This is a genomic window from Pseudomonas sp. MPR-R2A5, from assembly GCF_058793055.1.
The window spans coordinates 1-18,270 of record NZ_JBXAFK010000037.1; the positions used below are offsets into that span (position 1 = coordinate 1).

Annotated in this window: 14 protein-coding genes and 1 rRNA gene; 10 read left to right on the forward strand and 5 right to left on the reverse strand. The window is 61.1% G+C overall.

Going from position 1 to position 18,270, the window contains the following annotated elements; translation table 11 throughout:
* Both rrf and AC1Q6I_RS23675 read left to right on the forward strand, forming a co-directional pair.
* Window positions 1-75: ribosomal RNA gene (rrf, locus tag AC1Q6I_RS23670) — 5S ribosomal RNA — on the forward strand; the annotation flags it as partial.
* 365 nt (window positions 76-440) lie between these two features.
* Window positions 441-2,321: a methyl-accepting chemotaxis protein gene (locus AC1Q6I_RS23675; RefSeq protein ID WP_024072661.1), complete on the forward strand. Its 1,881-nt coding sequence runs from the start codon at window positions 441-443 to the stop codon at window positions 2,319-2,321.
* A 39-nt stretch (window positions 2,322-2,360) separates the two neighbouring features.
* Here AC1Q6I_RS23675 and AC1Q6I_RS23680 read toward each other — a convergent pair whose 3' ends face one another.
* From AC1Q6I_RS23680 to AC1Q6I_RS23700, 5 genes are all read right to left on the reverse strand, one after another.
* The gene (locus AC1Q6I_RS23680) at window positions 2,361-2,819 is read right to left on the reverse strand and encodes an SRPBCC family protein (RefSeq protein WP_102625077.1); all 459 of its coding nucleotides are present in this window, start codon (window positions 2,817-2,819) and stop codon (window positions 2,361-2,363) included.
* Between the two features lie 19 nt (window positions 2,820-2,838).
* Window positions 2,839-6,210, reverse strand: coding sequence for an amino acid adenylation domain-containing protein (locus tag AC1Q6I_RS23685; protein ID WP_102625076.1), 3,372 nt, complete (start codon window positions 6,208-6,210; stop codon window positions 2,839-2,841).
* On the reverse strand, window positions 6,207-7,154 hold the full coding sequence (locus AC1Q6I_RS23690; RefSeq protein ID WP_102625075.1) for a diiron oxygenase: 948 nt from the start codon (window positions 7,152-7,154) through the stop codon (window positions 6,207-6,209). Before AC1Q6I_RS23690 ends, AC1Q6I_RS23685 begins: the two co-directional genes overlap by 4 nt.
* Window positions 7,151-7,909: a DUF3050 domain-containing protein gene (locus tag AC1Q6I_RS23695; RefSeq protein ID WP_102625074.1), complete on the reverse strand. Its 759-nt coding sequence runs from the start codon at window positions 7,907-7,909 to the stop codon at window positions 7,151-7,153. The genes AC1Q6I_RS23690 and AC1Q6I_RS23695 overlap by 4 nt, the downstream gene beginning before the upstream one ends.
* A 365-nt stretch (window positions 7,910-8,274) precedes the next feature.
* Window positions 8,275-8,973, reverse strand: a complete 699-nt coding sequence (locus AC1Q6I_RS23700) for a GntR family transcriptional regulator (protein ID WP_024072666.1) — start codon at window positions 8,971-8,973, stop codon at window positions 8,275-8,277.
* Between the two features lie 321 nt (window positions 8,974-9,294).
* Between AC1Q6I_RS23700 and AC1Q6I_RS23705 the strand changes: the two genes are divergently transcribed.
* From AC1Q6I_RS23705 to AC1Q6I_RS23740, 8 genes are all read left to right on the forward strand, one after another.
* Window positions 9,295-10,188: a TauD/TfdA dioxygenase family protein gene (locus tag AC1Q6I_RS23705; RefSeq protein WP_069074977.1), complete on the forward strand. Its 894-nt coding sequence runs from the start codon at window positions 9,295-9,297 to the stop codon at window positions 10,186-10,188.
* Window positions 10,189-10,202: 14 nt separating this feature from the next.
* On the forward strand, window positions 10,203-11,228 hold the full coding sequence (locus AC1Q6I_RS23710; protein WP_041160807.1) for an ABC transporter substrate-binding protein: 1,026 nt from the start codon (window positions 10,203-10,205) through the stop codon (window positions 11,226-11,228).
* A 1-nt stretch (window position 11,229) separates the two neighbouring features.
* Window positions 11,230-12,081, forward strand: coding sequence for an ABC transporter ATP-binding protein (locus AC1Q6I_RS23715; RefSeq protein WP_024072669.1), 852 nt, complete (start codon window positions 11,230-11,232; stop codon window positions 12,079-12,081).
* 12 nt (window positions 12,082-12,093) lie between these two features.
* The gene (locus tag AC1Q6I_RS23720) at window positions 12,094-12,942 is read left to right on the forward strand and encodes an ABC transporter permease (protein ID WP_012721565.1); all 849 of its coding nucleotides are present in this window, start codon (window positions 12,094-12,096) and stop codon (window positions 12,940-12,942) included.
* A gap of 59 nt (window positions 12,943-13,001) precedes the next feature.
* A complete protein-coding gene (locus tag AC1Q6I_RS23725) occupies window positions 13,002-13,922 on the forward strand; it encodes a LysR family transcriptional regulator (RefSeq protein ID WP_069074975.1) in 921 nt (306 codons plus the stop codon).
* A 232-nt stretch (window positions 13,923-14,154) separates the two neighbouring features.
* Complete coding sequence (locus AC1Q6I_RS23730; RefSeq protein ID WP_102625073.1) at window positions 14,155-15,690, forward strand: MFS transporter; 1,536 nt, start codon at window positions 14,155-14,157, stop codon at window positions 15,688-15,690.
* Window positions 15,691-15,705: 15 nt separating this feature from the next.
* Window positions 15,706-16,764 carry an HlyD family secretion protein gene (locus AC1Q6I_RS23735; RefSeq protein WP_024072672.1) on the forward strand — a complete coding sequence of 353 codons (1,059 nt, stop codon included), beginning with the start codon at window positions 15,706-15,708 and terminating at the stop codon, window positions 16,762-16,764.
* Window positions 16,761-18,206 (forward strand): efflux transporter outer membrane subunit, encoded by a 1,446-nt coding sequence (locus tag AC1Q6I_RS23740; protein ID WP_102625072.1) that lies wholly within the window; start codon window positions 16,761-16,763, stop codon window positions 18,204-18,206. The genes AC1Q6I_RS23735 and AC1Q6I_RS23740 overlap by 4 nt, the downstream gene beginning before the upstream one ends.
* Window positions 18,207-18,270 lie beyond the last annotated feature (64 nt).

The window sequence follows — 18,270 nt, forward strand, 5'->3', positions numbered from 1 at the left end:
GAACTCAGTAGTGAAACGATGCATCGCCGATGGTAGTGTGGGGTTTCCCCATGTGAGAGTAGGTCATCGTCAAGATTGAATTCCGAAACCCCTGTTTGCTTGCGCAGACAGGGGTTTTGTCGTTTATGGGGAAAATAATAGGCCCGTCCCGAGCGCATCCCCTGCATCCGCGGCCAAGCTCATTCGTTGTAGTGGTGAGCTTCGCGCAAGCGTTCATATTGCGAATGGGGTTCGCAACAACGGGCTAGCTGGCTACCACTGGTCGGTTTCACACTCAAAAAGAGGAAGTTTCGCACAAAGGCTTAAGATTTCACTCCATTTGGCCGAAAGCCTGACGAGCCATGCGTGCACCGAAATAGAGCGAACCGAGAGTCCGCCTATACCGTACATGGAATGTTCCACTCGGCACGCCCACCCTTTTGGCAAAAGAAGTCGATGAAATGAATCTTAAGTTCAGTCATAAAATTCTGTTGGCCGCGTCAGGCGTCGTGGTTCTGGCCTTCGCGTTATTCACGCTCTACAACGACTACCTGCAGCGCAGCACCATCAAGCAAAACCTGGAATCGTCCATCCAGCAATCCGGTGAACTTACCGCCAGCAGTGTGCAGAACTGGCTGAGTGGGCGAATACTCGTACTCGAAAACCTGGCGCAAAACATTGCCCATCAAGGCAGTGGTGCGGACCTCCCGGGTTTGGTCGACCAACCTGCGCTCACTGCAAACTTCCAGTTCACTTATGTCGGTCAGACCAACGGCGTGTTCACACAGCGCCCGGACGCGAAAATGCCCGATGGTTACGACCCGCGCCAGCGGCCTTGGTACAAACAAGCCGTGGCTGCCGATAAGACTATGCTGACCCCTCCCTACATGGCGGCGGTGGGTGGGCAGATCGTGACCATCGCCATGCCGGTGAAAAAGAACGGTGAACTGCTGGGCGTGGTCGGCGGTGACCTGAGCCTGCAAACCCTGGTCAAGATTATCAACTCGGTGGACTTTGGCGGCATCGGCCATGCGTTCCTGGTCAGCGGCGACGGCCAGGTCATCGTCAGTCCCGACCAGGACCAAGTGATGAAGAACCTCAAGGACATCTACCCTGGCACCGGCGTACGTATCGAAAAGACCAGTCAGGACGTGGTACTCAATGGGCAGGATCGCATTTTGGCGTTCACCCCTATCGGCGGCTTGCCAGGCGCAGACTGGTACATTGGCCTGTCGATCGATAAGGACAAGGCCTACGCCCCGTTGGGTAAATTCCGTACATCAGCGTTGATTGCCATGCTGATTGCGGTGGTGGCGATCGCGGTGCTCTTGAGCCTGCTGATCCAAGTCTTGCTGCGGCCCCTGACTACCATGGGGGTTGCCATGCAGGATATCGCCCAGGGCGAAGGCGACCTGACCCGTCGGCTGGACGTCACCAGCAAGGACGAGTTTGGCGAGGTAGGCAGTGCATTCAACCAATTCGTCGAGCGTATCCATGCCTCCATCTCCGAAGTGTCTTCGGCGACGCGCCAGGTGCATGACCTGTCCCAGCGTGTGATGGCGTCCTCCAACGCCTCGATCATCGGCTCCGACGAGCAGAGCGCGCGGACCAACAGCGTCGCGGCCGCCATTAACGAGCTGGGGGCCGCCACCCAGGAAATCGCACGTAACGCCGCCGATGCTTCGCAGCACGCCAGCGGTGCCAGCGAGCAGGCTGACGATGGGCGCAAAGTAGTGGAGCAAACCATCCTGGCGATGTCGGAACTGTCGCAAAAAATTAGCCAGTCCTGCACCCAGATCGAAACCCTGAACGCGAGCACCGACAACATCGGCCACATTCTCGATGTGATCAAAGGCATCTCCCAACAGACCAATCTGCTCGCGCTCAACGCTGCGATCGAAGCGGCGCGTGCCGGGGAAGCCGGTCGTGGATTTGCCGTGGTTGCCGATGAGGTGCGCAACCTTGCCCACCGGACCCAGGAGTCCGCGGAGGAGATCCACAAAATGATCACTTCGTTGCAAGTGGGCTCGCGTGAGGCGGTGACCACCATGAACGCCAGCCAGACCTCCAGCGAAGAGAGTGTCGAAGTGGCTAACCAGGCGGGTGAGCGCCTGATCAGCGTGACGCAGCGCATCGTTGAAATCGACGGCATGAACCAATCGGTCGCCGCCGCCACCGAAGAGCAGACCGCTGTTGTGGAAACCCTCAACGTCGACATCAATCAGATCAATCTGCTGAACCAACAAGGCGTGGCCAATCTCAACGAAACGTTGAAGGATTGCGATGCACTGTCCCAGCAGGCCAGCCGCTTGAAGCAATTGGTCGACAGCTTCAAGATCTGACCTTGATGGCATCGGAGCGAGGCTTCTCGCTCCTATTGCTTAGCCGAGCATCTGGCGCACGTTCTCCAGTGCGCTGTCGGCGAACCCTTGGATAAACCCTTCAAACTCAGCCTGCGGCATCTCGATGGGTTCGCCAATCAGGGTCCAGGTCGCCCGTGCGCTTCCAGCGTCGAGGGCCTCCACACTCATCGCTGCCCACAAATGGGCCACGCCGAGGGTGTTGTAGATCGTGGTCCAGGTCATGCACATCGCCGTATCGTCATGGCTATTGAGTTGCTCCACGACGCAGTGGCCATCGTGAAAATACTTCGTGCGCAAAGCACCCACGCCAACACCGGTCATCTCGATGTGCGACAGGGCCGGAATGAAGGCATCAAAGCCTGCAAAGTGACCCACCACGTCCCACAGGCGAGCCGCCTCGCGGTTGACGATGACAGACGCCACCACGGGTGTGCCTTGGGGGTTGCGGATCAATGTATCGGGTTGCAGCGGTTTCATGAGGGGGTCCTGAAGCAGTTCAGAGAAAGCCGATGGCCTTGAGGTAGTCACAGCCCTTGCGCAGCAGCGCCGAGTTCTTGTCGGGATACTGCGTGCCCATTTTCTCTATGCCCGCACGGGCGTTGTCATGACGGATCATTAAGGTATCGCCGATGTCTTCATCCAGCCCCTCCAGGTAAAAGCCCAGCACGCCAAATAACGCGTTTTCAGGGCCCACCGTTCGCAGCGCACGCTGCCAGTGCGCAACGCTGACACGCTCAAACCGGTAGCCCACCTGGCTGAACGCATCGAGGTAATGATCCCAGCTCAATGGCTGAGGGTTGTGCAGGTTGAATACGTTAAGCCCGGCATCAAAACGGCCGCAGTGGAATGCGAGAAATTGGGCGAAAAAGTCCACGGGCATCAGGTCGAAGTTCACCTCCAGGCGTGGGACCAGCCCCAGTTGCAACGACCCCTTGAGCATCAGCATCAAGCGATTTTTCTGTGGCTGGCAAACACCGTTGCGGCTGTTGAAACTGATATTTCCCGGACGATGAATGTTGACCCAGGCACCTTGTGTCGTCGCGTGCGCCAATAGCCGCTCGGCGACCCATTTGGACAAGTTATAGCCATTCTTGAGGTAGATCGGCGGGGTCGCCGCGGCTGGCGTTTCGAGCACATGCCCACGGGCGTCGATACTGCTGCATGCCGACAGTGTCGAGATGAAACTGAGGACCTTCTTGCAGCGGGTCTCACACAGGCGCAGGCACTCCAGCACTGGCTCGACGTTGTGTTTTGCCAGCGAGGCATAATCCATCACGTGATTGACCTGCGCCGCGTTGTGCACCAGAGCGCCATAGTCCTGGGCCAGAGACTCATACACCTCACCCGTCAGGCCCAGGCGAGGCTGACTGATGTCTGCGGCGTACACCTGTACTCGGCTCAGGTCCAAATGTTCCAGGCGATACTCACTCAACGCCTGGGCGAACCGCGTCGCTGCCGGTTGGCCTGGCAGTTCACGCACCAGGCAGGCGACCTCTGTTGCACCGCCAGCCAGCAGGGCCTCGACGATATGCACGCCGATAAAGCTGTTGGCGCCTGTAACGATCACTTTGCGCGGATCACCCATGCGTTCATCGGACAGCACCTCGATCATCGGGTCTCGCAACGCATCCCGGACCGCCTGGCCGCACGGGGCATCCGGTAGCACAGCGTCCTCCATCAGCAGTGCGAGGGTGCGAATCGTCGGCATTTCAAAGAAGCGATTCAAGGGCAGGCTGCGGCCGAGTTGCTCACGCATCCGCAGCAGCAGCGTCGATAACAGGATGGAATGGCCACCCAGGTTGAAGAAGCTGTCATCCATCGAGAACGCCTCCACGGGTAACCGCAACAGTTCACTCCATAGTTCCGCCAGCTGCATTTGCAAGGGCGTCTGCGCTGCCTGGCCCTTGGTATTCGACGCAGGTTGAACGGGCAACGCCAGCAACGCCTGGCGATCGATTTTGCCGTTGCTGGAGTACGGCAGGTTGGGCAACTCGGTCCACACGTCGGGTTGCAGGTAATCCGGCAACCACTGTTGTGCATGCTGCTTCAGGTCGGCCATCGTGGCGCCTGGCTCCGGCTGAGCGACAATGCTGCGGATCCTGCGCTCACCATCAATCACCACCGCCACCTGGCGGAACAGTCGGCTGTTACGCAGGTACTCCTCGATTTCCTGGGGCTCGACCCGCACCCCGCGGATCTTCACCTGTGCATCTCGTCGCCCGCCCAGCTCGATACCGTCGGCGGTCCACTTCGCAAGATCGCCACTTCGGTAAGCCCGCAGGGTTTCCCCACTCGGCAACGCCAGCTCGATGAAAGGATCGTCATGTGCCTGCGTTGCGTCCAGGTACCCCAGGCCGACCCCGGGGCCGACGATGTACAGTTCGCCCATCACCTGCTCGTCCACGGGTTGCAGGTGCTCGTCGAGGATCAGCACTTGGCTGTTGGCGATCGGGCGGCCCAGGTTGCGGTTGCCATCGGCGGGTTGCAAGGTTCGATGGGTGACCAGCACAGTGGCTTCGGTCGGTCCGTAGAGGTTATGCAACTGGCACTGCCCGGCCAATTGTTCGATCACATACGGCTCGCAGGCATCACCGCCAGTGAGCAGGTGCGAAAGGCCCAACGGTTGCGCCAATGGCAGAATGCTGAGCAGTGCCGGCGGCAGGAACGCATGACTGATGCGCTCTTGGCGGATCAACTCCACCAGTTGTTGTGGATCGCGCCGCTGTGCCTCGCTGGGGACGAACAACTGCGCACCGGCGATCAGGCCGGGGAAAATGTCCATCAGCGACGCATCGAAATTCAACGAGGCAAATTGCAGTACGCGACTTTGTTCGCTCAACTCCATGCAGCTGCCAAACCAGGCGGTGAAGTGGGCGAGGTTACCTTGGCTGAGCAGTACACCCTTGGGCCGGCCGGTGGTGCCCGAGGTGAAGAGCACCATGCACGGGGCATGGATGTCGGGATGCCGGACACCCAAGGGGTGGGAGGTATCTGGCTGGCTGACGGTGCTCACGTCCAGTGCCACGAAGCGCTCCCGCAGCGGATGCTGGCCGTCGTCCAGTAATACCTGGGCGCCAGCACTTTCCAGCATGGCTTGCTGGCGTTGCGGTGGATGGTCCGATGTGAGCGGCAGGTACACCGCGCCACAGCCCAGCACGGCAAGAATACTGGCATACAGCGCGGTGGATTTTTCCAGGCAAACGCCAACTACCGCTGGCGCCGCACGGCTCTCCAGCAGTGGGCCAAGCTGTTGCTGGATGGCTGACGCTCGAACCTGTAACTGCCGGTAAGTCACCACGTTGCCCGCAATGTTCAGGGCGGGCCGCTCGGCAAAGGCGAGAAGGCTGGCCCGCAACCGCTCGATCATCGGCACTTGGGCGGCCTGCAACAGGGCTGGCGCCGCTGTGCGATTAAACCGATGCAGGTACGCCAGCGTCTCCAGCGCTTGCAAGCCTTGCTCGGGCCACGTGTTGGCGCAGGCTTCGCTCGCAAGATGCCCAGGGTCGCGCGCGAGGCTGCTGACGTGCAAGGCCACCCATTCCAACAGCGCGTTCGTGGCCTGCCTGCGCAATCGTTGACCGTTTCCGCTGGGTTCTTCAGCAAGATCAATCGCAGCGATCAGGCGCCGGTTGTTCTCATAGCCGCGTAACTGCAGCGCGGGCAAACCGTTGTCGCCCACAGGGCCTATGCCCAGGCGCAAGCTGATGCGTGGGGTTTCGTGCAAATGGAGAGGCAAGGGCTGGCTGCCGTCTTCGATCACCAGGTCAGTCATTTCATCGCCAGACCGATGTCCGTATTGCTCCAGCACCTGCCTCACCGTACCCAATGCGGTACTGACACCGCCCCAGCCAATCGTCAGGCGCCTCATGCCGCTCTCCCGGCCAGCAACAGATAATCGTCCAGCGCCTGGGCGATGCTCGGTGTCTGCAGCAGCCCACTGTGGTGCAGGAACCCCATGATGTTGGCGATCAGCGGATGTTGGCGGGTGATGGGAAAGTCCAGTGCTTCTATCTCGGCCCTCAATGCACCGCGAGTACTGGCGCTGACGTCCAGATGGTCAATCAGTTGAAGGTCGAAGGCTTTCTGCAGGTCATGGGTCAGGTAGTGCGCCAGGAACGTCGGCAGGGCTCGGGCAATACCGTCGCGATCATCCACGGTGGCCGCCTCCCAATAGAGGCGCACCAAGCGTGTCCAGAACTGTGCGTGGCGCCCTTCGTCAAACAGGTGGTCGGCCATCAGTCCGCGGACAGATGACTTGACGCTCTCGTCGTTGGAAAACGCGGCGACGTCCTGGGTGACGGTATTTTCGGCGATGGCCACGCCGATCAGTTCCACGGCGTCGTGCAGGTGCGCCGGGGCCTGTGCCAGCGCCGCTGGCAAGGCACAGCTCAGCTCGATTTCCCGTGGCAGATCGAGCGGTTGTATGCCGGTCATCGCCACGGTCTGTTGGAGGAAATCCAATGCCACCAGGGCGTGGTAATCCTCATCGACCACGACAGTCATCGCGTCGTAGCGGCACACGAGGGGGAAGGGCAGGGCGAAGCGGTTCTTGGCAATGCGGCGAGCGGTCTTGTCGACGATCTCGGTTTCGAAAATCACCACATCGTTGATGAATTTGTAGAAGCTTTGCACCAGCACAAAGTCGCGCCATTGCGGGCAATGTTCGAGAAAGGTCGCACAGAGCGCCAATGGCTGGCGGCACAGCGGATAGATCAGCTTGTCGTCGTTTTCCATTTGGCGGCGAGGGCGTGTGCGAATGGTTGCTCGACGCTCCCAGTCTTCGGCGATGGAGCGGTAGTTGGCGATGTTCATGGGCGCACCGTTTGCAACGAGGCCAGCACGTCGTCCCAGAGGGTCATGCGGTTTTCCACGGCCCGGAGCGCGGTTTCAGCGGCCTGCGCCTGGCGGCGTGGGTCTGCGCCGACCAGGCGTTGAAGCAACTGTTGCGCCCCTGGCTCATGGCCTTGGGTATCCAGCTCAATGTGACGGTGGAGGTAATAGCCCAGGGTGGGCGCTCGGCGATGGATGACCTCGCTACCCCGCAGCAGGCGTTCGAACATGAACGGGATGACGCTTTCGCGGCCATGCAGGAAGGCGGCTGCCACACAATGGGTCGGTGCGTTCAAGGCAATGTACAGCGTACTCTCGACGAAACGGGCTACGCCAGGTAGCACGTCGATGTGTTGCAACGCGGTATTGGCCTTCATGCCCTGGCGTTGCAGCGTAATGAAGGTGTCAATGGCGGCGGTGCTGGCGTCCACTTCGACCATGGCGTCGCGGTATAACTCGAAGTGGCTGCAATGACCTTGTCCCAGGCGCTCGTCCGATTCCTCGCCCAGCACAATCTCATTGATCAGGCGGGCGGCTTGCGGGTCGATGGGGGGAAGCCAGGGCAACTGCGTACAGGTCAAGTCTTGTTGAAGGCGTTTGGTGAGCGTCATGAAGTCCCATACCGCAAACACATGGCTTTTCATAAAAAGTTGTAACTTGTTGAGTGAAGTTATTTCTTCAAATAACGGATGGCTGCATAACTGCAGTTTTTTTTGCTCAAGTAACGTGTGATGCATGGTTGATGCCTATAAGTTGTTGCGACTGCTCTGAACACAGGGGGGCGTTTACGGCTTGGAAGTAGATAGGTAGCGTTTGGCCAAGCCCCGCCTGCAGGCGCGGAGTTACGTGGCCGGATGAAGTGGTTTTTTATTGGCGAAAGACAATAAGCCGATTGAGTGCCTGGATAAGCTTATAAGTGTATTAGTTGCTTATCTGGGGGCGGTATTTATTGTGGGTAAGTTGTTTTATCAAGGGTGGGAAGTTTCATGTCCCAGCGTTAATAGGCGCGTGTTGTTCCGGCTAAGAAGTGCCGGCGCGGGACGCTCCCCGATGGGAAGCGAGCCCCGCAGTGCATAGGGGGCAGGCGAGGTGCTGGAAAACCTTACGAGTGGGGCGCTTCAAGGCCCTTGAGGTAGGTGGCGATTACCTCCATCCCGCGCATCAAGTGATTACGCAGTGTCAGGATGCTTTCGTCGATCTTCTTCTGTGCCACCAGCTTCAGCAGTTCGCGGTGATCTTCCTGGGAGGTCTCGCCCAGCCCCATCGCCTCGAGGTTGAAGCGCAGGAAGCGTTCCTCTTCATTCAAGCCATGCTCGACCAACTTGAGTAGCCGTTGATTCGGTGCCTTGCCGTACAGGGCCATGTGGAACAGGCGGTTGAGGCGCCCAATCTTGGTGTAGTCCTTCTCACGCTCCAAGGCATTGATGCAGGCCTCGGCCTCGGCAATGTCGGCGTCGGTGAGCAGGGGGATCGACAAGCGCAGCGCCTCGGATTCCAGCAGCATGCGCAGGGCGTAGGTTTCAGCTGAATTGTCTTCGATCAACGGCGCCACCACCGCGCCTTTGTGCGTCACCACATGCAACAGCGACTGTGCCTCCAACTGACGCAATGCCTCGCGCACGGGCATGCGGCTGACCCCGAACAGGCTGGCCAGCTCTTGCTGGCGCATGGCGGTACCGCATGGCAATCGACCATCAAGGATGGCATTGCGCAAGGTTTCTTCAATGACTGAACGAGCAAGATGAGCGGGAATAGGCCCGCTGACCTTAATGCTGCTCAAAGGGTTCGGCTTCTGCGTCACGGCTACGCTTTGCTCCTTCTTAGAAGAGGGATGGCTAATTGGATCCAATGCACACTAGAGCCTGCCTACAGGCTTGTCAAACGGGCAAGGTTTTCGGCTTGTAAGCGGCTAAACACGCTGATCACGGCACTCACAGTGTATTTTTGCGGCATCTTACAGAGGGCGCGGACGGGATGCTGCGTTGCTCTGGTCTATTCGTTGGCCTTCGCTGCCGGCGGGTTTTCGACGGTACATTCCTGTCTATCGATATTCACTAATGGTATTTAAAATGTCGTTCTTATATCTATAAAGTCACTCTCCTGTCCGACCGGGAGTGAACTCATGTCCGCCGCCTCTACTGTTCCAACAGTGACCCCTACTACCCAGCATTTCGAGGTCCGCCCATTACCCGGCAGCGTAGGCGCCGAGATCGTCGGCCTGGACCTGTCGCGTCCGGTCAACGACCAGGACTTCGCCCGCATCCACCGCGCGCACCTGGAGCACCATGTCGTCGTGTTCCGCGACCAACGTATCACCCCCCAACAGCAGATCGACTTCAGTCGCCGCTTCGGCGTGTTGCAGATTCACGTGCTCAAACAGTTCCTGCTGGCCAACCATCCGGAAATCCTGATCGTCTCCAACATCATCGAAAACGGCCAATCCATCGGCCTGGGCGACGCGGGTAAATTCTGGCATTCGGACCTGTCCTATAAGGAGCTGCCCAGCCTCGGCTCGATGCTGCACGCCCAGGAGCTGCCTGCCGAAGGCGGTGACACCCTGTTTGCCGACATGCACAAAGCCTGGGACCAACTGCCTGGGCACTTGCGTGCAGCTGTCGAAGGCCGCAGTGCTGCGCATTCCTACACCGCGCGCTACAGCGAGACCAAGTTCGAAGGTAACTGGCGGCCGACGCTGACACCTGAGCAGCTCGCCCAGGTCGCGCAAGTGGTGCACCCGATCGTACGCACCCACCCGGAAAACGGCCGCAAGGCCCTGTTCGTCAGTGAAGGCTTCACCACGCACATCGTCGGTTTGCCGGAGGACGAAAGCCGCGATTTGCTGGCCCAGCTCTACGCCCATAGCGTGCTGCCGGAAAATATCTACCGCCACCAATGGCAGCCCCACGACCTGGTGTTCTGGGACAACCGTTCGTTGATCCACCTGGCCGCCGGCTGCCCCAGCCATCTACGCCGCAAGCTGTACCGCACCACCATCCAGGGCGACGCGCCTTTCTGATTCGGAGCATGACCATGTCCAGGAACATTCCATTTGCACGGCTGGCGGCGACCGTCGGCCTTGGTGTCAGTCTGTTGGCGGGCAGCCTGGTTGCTCCGACGGCTGCCCAGGCCGAAGGCGAGATCCGCATTGCCGAACAGTTCGGTATCGTCTACCTGCTGCTTAACGTGGTGCGCGACCAGAACCTGATCGAAAAATACGGCAAGCAGGAAGGCCTCGACATCAAGGTCGATTGGACCCAGCTGTCCGGCGGCGCGGCGGTCAACGACGCGCTGCTCTCTGGCTCTATCGATATCGCCGGTGCTGGCGTTGGCCCACTGCTGACCATCTGGGACCGTACCCACGGCAAACAGAACGTCAAGGCCGTGGCGTCCCTGGGCAACTTCCCGTACTACCTGGTGAGCAACAACCCCAAGGTCAAGACTATCGCCGACTTCACCGACAAAGATCGCATCGCCGTGCCGGCCGTGGGTGTTTCGGTACAGTCGCGTTTCCTGCAATACGCCGCCGCCAAGCAGTGGGGCGACAAGGAATTCAATCGCCTCGACAAGTACACCGTTGCCGTCCCGCACCCTGACGCCACCGCTGCGTTGATTGCCGGCGGTACCGAGTTGACCGGGCACTTCTCTAACCCGCCGTTCCAGGACCAGGCGCTGGCCAACCCCAACGTGCATGTGGTGTTGAACACCTATGACCTGCTGGGGCCGAATTCGCCGACCGTGCTGTTCGCCACCGAAAAATTCCGCAACGACAACCCCAAGACCTACAAGGCGTTTGTCGAGGCGTTGACCGAAGCCGCGCAGTTTGCCCAGAACGACAAAGGTGCCGCTGCCGACACCTACATCCGCGTGACTAAGGCCAAGATCGACCGTACCGAACTGCTGAAAATCATCGACAACCCGCAGTTCGAGTTCAGCGTTACACCGAAAAATACCTACCCGCTGGCGGAATTCCTCTACCGCGTCGGCGCCATCAAGAACAAGCCGGAATCGTGGAAGGACTACTTCTTCCAGGACGCCAAGCCCCTGCAAGGAAGTTGAGATGAACGCGCTCTTGCAAGGCCACACGGCCAGCAACCTGCATACCACCGCTCCGTTGCTCGCGGTGGACAACGTCAGCCTGGAATACCGTACTCCCGAGCGCGTGGTGCGGGCCACGCACCAGGTCAGTTTCGAGATCGACCCGGCCGACCGCTACGTGTTGCTCGGCCCGTCGGGCTGCGGCAAATCTACCTTGCTCAAGTCCATCGCGGGGTTTATCAAACCCTGCGAAGGTGAAATTCGCCTGCTGGGGCAAAAGGTCGAACAGCCGGGCCCTGACCGCATCGTGGTGTTCCAGGAGTTCGACCAGTTGCCGCCGTGGAAAACCGTCAAGCAGAACGTGATGTTTCCGCTGCTGGCGTCGAAAACGCTACCGCGTCGCGAAGCCGAAGAGCGGGCGTTGCACTACCTCGACAAAGTCGGCCTCAGCGCCTTTGCCGACGCTTACCCGCATACGCTTTCCGGCGGTATGAAAGCCCGCGTGGCCATCGCTCGCGCTCTGGCCATGCAGCCGAAGATCCTGCTGATGGACGAACCCTTCGCCGCCCTCGACGCCCTGACCCGGCGCAAGATGCAGGAAGAATTGTTGCTGCTGTGGGAGGAGGTGCGTTTCACCCTGCTGTTCGTCACCCACTCCATCGAAGAAGCCCTGGTGGTGGGCAATCGCATCCTATTGCTGTCCCCCCATCCCGGGCGCGTGCGCGCGGAAATCCATAGCCATCAATACAACCTGCACAGCCTCGGCGGCGTGGAATTCCAGGCGTCGGCGCGGCGCATTCATCGCCTGCTGTTCGATGAAGCGCCCGAGGCCGAACGTGAGTTGGGTTTCGCCGACATCCGCATCGCTTACTAAGAGGGCAGCCCAATGCGCCAGGAATACGAAATTACCCTTGAGCCGCTGCTCAGCGTCCCCGTGGAACGCGAACTGCCCCTGCGCCAACGCCTGTGGCAACAAGGCTGGCTGCGCAAGGGCCTGATCCTGATCGTGCTCGCGATCCTGTGGGAAGCCGTCGCGCGCTACCAGAACAACGACCTGTTGCTGCCGAGTTTCCTGCAGACCTTTCACGCGCTCTATGACGGCCTGCTCAGTGGCGAACTGCTGAGCAAGGTGAGCATCTCGCTGGTGGTACTGATCAAGGGCTACCTGATCGGCATCGTGCTGGCGTTTGCCTTGACCACTCTCGCGGTGTCGACGCAATTGGGGCGCGACCTGCTGAGCACCCTGACCTCAATGTTCAACCCCTTGCCGGCCATTGCCCTGTTACCGCTGGCGCTGCTGTGGTTCGGCCTGGGCCAGAACAGCCTGATCTTCGTGCTGGTGCATTCGGTGTTGTGGGCTCTGGCGCTCAACACCTATTCGGGGTTCCTCGGCGTTTCCGAAACCCTGCGCATGGCCGGCCGCAACTATGGCCTCAAGGGCATGCGCTTTGTGCTGTTCATCCTGATCCCGGCAGCGCTGCCGTCGATTCTCGCCGGCCTCAAGATCGGCTGGGCATTCGCCTGGCGCACGTTGATCGCTGCCGAGTTGGTGTTTGGTGCAACAAGCGGCAAGGGGGGGCTGGGCTGGTACATCTTCCAGAACCGCAATGAGCTGTACACCGACAAGGTATTTGCCGGGTTGGCGGTGGTGATCCTGATCGGGTTGTTAGTGGAAAACCTGGTGTTCGACACCTTCGAGCGGCTCACCGTGAAACGCTGGGGCATGCAGCGCTGATACGCCCATGCTGCTACGATTGCGGCCAGTTCACTCCCGACTGACCACGAGTGCTTGGCATGCAACTACCAGACATGAACCTGCTGGTCGCCCTCGACGCTTTGCTCGACGAGGGCAGCGTGGTGGGCGCCGCTCGGCGGATGAACCTCAGCCCGGCGGCCATGAGTCGCACGCTCACGCGCATTCGCGAGGCAGTGGGTGATCCGATCCTGGTGCGTGCCGGGCGCGGCCTGGTGCCGACGCCCAAGGCGCTGGAACTGCAAGGCCAAGTGCGCAATGTGGTGGAGCAGGCGGCGCTGTTGTTTCGTTCGGCGGACCAAGTGGACTTGAGCACCCTGCGCCGCCGTTTCAGCGTGCGTGCCAATGACTTCTTCATCGGCGTATACGGCGGACGCCTGTTCGACACCATGGAGCGCATGGCCCCCCTGTGCGAGCTGTGCTTCGTGCCGGAAGGCGACACCGACGACGAAGCGCTGCGCGAAGGGCGCCTGGACCTGCGGGTGAGCAATACCATGCCCTCCAGTCCCGAGGTCAAGGTGCAGAACCTGTTCTCCACCACCTTCGTCGGCCTGGCGCGGGAAGACCACCCGTTGTTCGATGAAGACATCACCGCTGCGCGTTTCGCCAGTTATTCCCATATCAGCATTTCCCGGCGCGGCATCGCTCGCGGGCCGATCGACACCGCCCTGAATGCCCAGGGCCTGGAGCGCCGCGTGGCGATGATCGCCCCAGGCTTTCATGGTGCGATGTTCATGCTGCCCGACTCCGACCTGATCCTGCCGGTGCCCAAGGAAGCGCTCTACAGCGCCAATCGCTTGAAATTGCCGCTGCGTGCATTCGCCTTGCCGATTTCGTTGCCGACCCTGGTCCTGGCTCAATCCTGGCATCCGCGCTTCGACAAAGACCCGGCCCACAAATGGCTGCGCGAGACGATGCGCGAAAGTTGCCACGCCACTTGGTTGGAAGCGCAGCCGACCTGATTTGTACGTCATGCACAGTCAAATGTGGGAGGGGGCTTGCCCCCGATTGCGGTGGATCAGATAGAAAATCTGTATCTGGCACAGCAATCGGGGGCAAGCCCCCTCCCACAAGGGTTCTGTGGTGAATTAAGGATTGCGCCTGGTGCACTTATACCCTGCCAACATGTAACTTTTTGTCATGGATGTGCCTGATTAAACTGCTCGGGTATTTCTAATCCCGAGTTACCTGTACATGACTTCCCTCGCTGCCCCCTCCCTTGCGGCCGCAGCCAAACCCACGGCCATCACCCCGCCTGTATTTGGCCCGCGCATCATCATCGGCCTGGTCGGCGTGTTGCTGGCGGTGCTGGTGTCCGGTCTCAACGAGATGGTCACCAAGGTGGCCCTCGCGGATATTCGCGGTGCGCTGTACATCGGTTTTGATGAAGGCACCTGGCTGGTCGCCGCCTACACCGCCACTTCCGTGTCGGCCATGGCCTTCGCGCCTTGGTGTTCGGTGACGTTTTCCCTGCGCCGTTTCACCCTGTGCGCGATCGCTCTGTTCACTGTGCTGGGCATCCTGTGCCCCTTCGCGCCGAACTACCAAAGCCTGCTGCTGCTGCGCACCGTCCAAGGCCTGGCGGGTGGGGCGTTGCCGCCGATGCTGATGACCGTGGCGCTGCGCTTCCTGCCGGCCAACGTCAAGCTGTATGGCTTGGCCGGTTACGCGCTCACCGCCACGTTCGGCCCGAGCCTGGGCACGCCGTTGGCGGCGCTGTGGACCGAGTATGTCGGCTGGCAGTGGGCGTTCTGGCAGATCGTCGGGCCGTGCCTGCTGGCGATGGCCGCCGTGGCCTACGGCCTGCCACAAGACCCGCTGCGCCTGGAGCGCCTCAAGCAGTTCAACTGGCGCGGCCTGCTGCTGGGGTTCCCGGCGATCTGCATGCTGGTGATCGGCCTGTTGCAGGGCAATCGCCTGGACTGGTTCGAGTCGGGCCTGATCACCTTCCTGCTGTGTGGCGGCACGGTGTTGCTGGTGCTGTTCCTGCTCAATGAATGGTCGCAGCCAATACCGTTCTTCAAATTGCAGATGCTTGGCCTGCGCAACCTGTCGTTTGCCCTGATCGTGCTGGCCGGGGTGTTGATGGTGCTGACCTCGGTGATCATCATCCCGTCGAGTTTCCTCGCCCAGGTCCAGGGTTATCGGCCCCTGCAAACCGCGCCGCTGATGCTGCTGATGGCACTGCCGCAATTGATTGCGCTGCCGCTGGTGGCAGCGTTGTGCAACCTGCGTTGGGTCGATTGCCGCTGGGTGCTGGGCATCGGGCTGGGCATGTTGGTGCTGTCCTGCCTGGGCAGCACGCACTTGACCTCGGCGTGGATTCGCGACGACTTCTACGGCCTGTACCTGCTGCAAATCTTCGGGCAGCCCATGGCGGTGTTGCCGTTGCTGATGCTCTCCACCGGCAGCATCCAACCGGCGGATGGGCCGTTTGCCTCGGCCTGGTTCAACACCGTCAAAGGCCTGGCCGCCGTGATTGCCACCGGCGTGCTGGATGCACTGACCACCCAGCGCCTGCACTTTCACTCGACCATGCTGGTGGACCGCCTGGGCAACTCGCCCCTGGCCGATGGCGACGCGTCGGGGCTTGCCCACCGCCTGCACGAGCAGGCCGTAGTGCTCACGTCTTCGGATCTCTATTACGTCATGGCCGCTGTTGCGGCGGCGTTGATCCTGCTGATTTTCTGGATGCCCACGCGGATTTTTCCGCCTCGCGCACCGACCTAGCCACAAGGACTTCTCATGAAACGCAAAGACAAAATAGCCGTCTCTGTCATCGCCGTATTCGCCGTCGGCGTGTTGGTGTACCTGGTCGCGCCGGGGCTACTGGGCAACAAGCGCCAGGCCACCAACGACGCCTTCGTTGCCGCCGACTTCACCCTGGTGGCGCCGCGCGTGGCCGGCTTTATCAAGGAGGTGCTGGTGGAAGACAACCAGCGCGTCAAGGCCGGCCAGTTGCTGGCGCTGATCGACGACCGTGATTTTCGCGCCGCCGCCCAGGCCGCCGATGCCGACACTTTGGTCGCCCAGGCCCAGCTGAAAAACGCCAGTGCGACCCTGGAACGTCAAAGCTCGGTGATCGCCCAGGCCCAGGCCACCGTGGCGGCAGACCGTGCCGAAGTGGCCTTCGCCGAACACGAACTGAACCGCTACAACCACCTCGCCGGCGTGGGCGCGGGTACTGTGCAGAACGCCCAGCAAGCCAAGACCCGTATTGACCAGGCCAACGCACGCCTGGCCAGTGCCACGGCGGTGCTGGCGGCCGAACGCAAGCAGGTGGAAATCCTCACGGCCCAGCGCGACGCCGCCGAGGGGGGGCTCAAGCGCGCCCAGGCCGCGTTGGAAATGGCCAGCTATCAGCTGTCCTACACGCGCATCGTCGCGCCGGTGGATGGCATGGTCGGCGAGCGCGCGGTGCGGGTGGGCGCCTATGTGACGCCGGGCAGCAAGATCCTCGCGGTGGTGCCGTTGGCCGAGGCCTACGTGGTGGCCAACTTCCAGGAAACCCAGCTTTACCATATGCACGCTGGCCAAGCCGTGCAGGTACGTGTCGACAGCCTCGACGGCGAGTTGCTCAACGGCCACCTGGAAAGCCTGGCGCCTGCGACCGGGGTGACGTTCGCCTCGGTCAAACCGGATAACGCCACCGGTAACTTCACCAAGGTGGTGCAGCGCATCCCGGTGAAGATCGTCCTCGAACCGAATCAGCCGCTGACCGAGCGCCTGCGGGTCGGCATGTCGGTGGAAGCCAGCGTCGACACCCAGCCGGTCACGCAGCCGCGTGAGGTGGCCCAGCAATGAGATCGTTTGCCTGGCTCACCTTAAGCCTGCTCAGCCTGGGCGCCTGCACCGTCGGCCCGGATTTCCAACGGCCCCAGGGCCCTCACGTCACGCAATGGAATGAGCCCCAAGGTCGTCAGGCCGCCAGCCGCGCAGTCACCGGCCCGCTGGAGGAGCGCTGGTGGGACGTGTTCCACGACGAGCAACTCTCGGCCCTGACGCGTCGTGCCCTCACCGATAACCTCGACCTGAAACTGGCCAGCAGTCGCTTGCAACAAAGTCGCGCCGTGCGCCAGGTGACGACCGCCGAGCGTTACCCCCGTGTCGATGCAACAGGGGCTTACCAGCGCAAACGCAATAGCGGCGAAGGTTTGAACGACCCCTCCGGCGAGAACGGCCGTTCGGCGTTCAACCAATGGGACGCAGGCTTCTCCGCCTCCTGGGAGCTGGATTTCTGGGGGCGGGTCAAACGCGAAACCGAAGCCGCCGACGCCACCCTACAAGTCGCCGAAAACGACCGTCGCGCCGTCTTGCTGTCGGTGCTGGCCGAGACCGCCCAGGACTACATCCAACTGCGCGGCGTGCAAAATACCCGTGCTGTCACCGAGCAAAACCTCGACGTCGCTCGCCACAGCCTCAAGCTCTCGCAACTGCGCCTGGCCGACGGCGTGGCCACCGACCTGGACGTGGCCGAAGCCGCCGCCCAGGTCGCGGCCATCGAAGCGCGCCTGCCGGATTTGCAACAGCACCAGGACCAGTTGATCAACGCCCTCAGCCTGTTGATGGGTGAGCCGCCGCAAGCCCTGCATGCACAATTGTCCAAGGATGCTGCGGTGCCGCAGACCCAACGCCAGGTCGCCATCGGCCTGCCCTCGGAACTCGCCGAGCGCCGCCCGGACATCCGCCAGGCCGAGGCCCGCCTGCACGCCGCGACCGCCAGCATCGGTGTGGCCAAGGGCGACTTTTACCCGCGCATCACCTTGTCCGGCAGCCTCGGCTCCCAGGCCATGCAACTGTCGGATTTCGGCTCCTGGGGCTCCCGTGCGTTTGCCTTCGGCCCGCAATTGAGCCTGCCTCTGTTCAACGGCGGGCGCCTGCAAGGCATGTTGAACCTGCGCGAAGCCCAGCAACAGGAAGCGGCGCTGGCTTATCAGCAAACCGTGCTGCGCGCCTGGCATGAGATCGACGATCAACTGACCCGCTACAACGCCAGCCAATTACGCCGCGACAGCCTGGCCGAAGCCGTGCGCCAGAACCAGATCGCCCTGACCACCGCGCAGCATCAGTACGTCGAGGGCGTGGTGGATTTCGTCAACGTACTCACGGTGCAAAGTGCGCTGCTGGCCACGCAGGAGCAGTGGGTGGAGAGTTCTACCGGGGTGTCGTTGGCGATGGTGGGGTTGTATAAAGCGCTGGGTGGGGGCTGGGAGTCGGTGTATCCGCTGGTGCAGGCTCAGCGCTGAAAATTGGACTATCCGATGTAGGACTGTTCTTGATTTTTGCTGCAATCATCTTTGGTAAGCCATG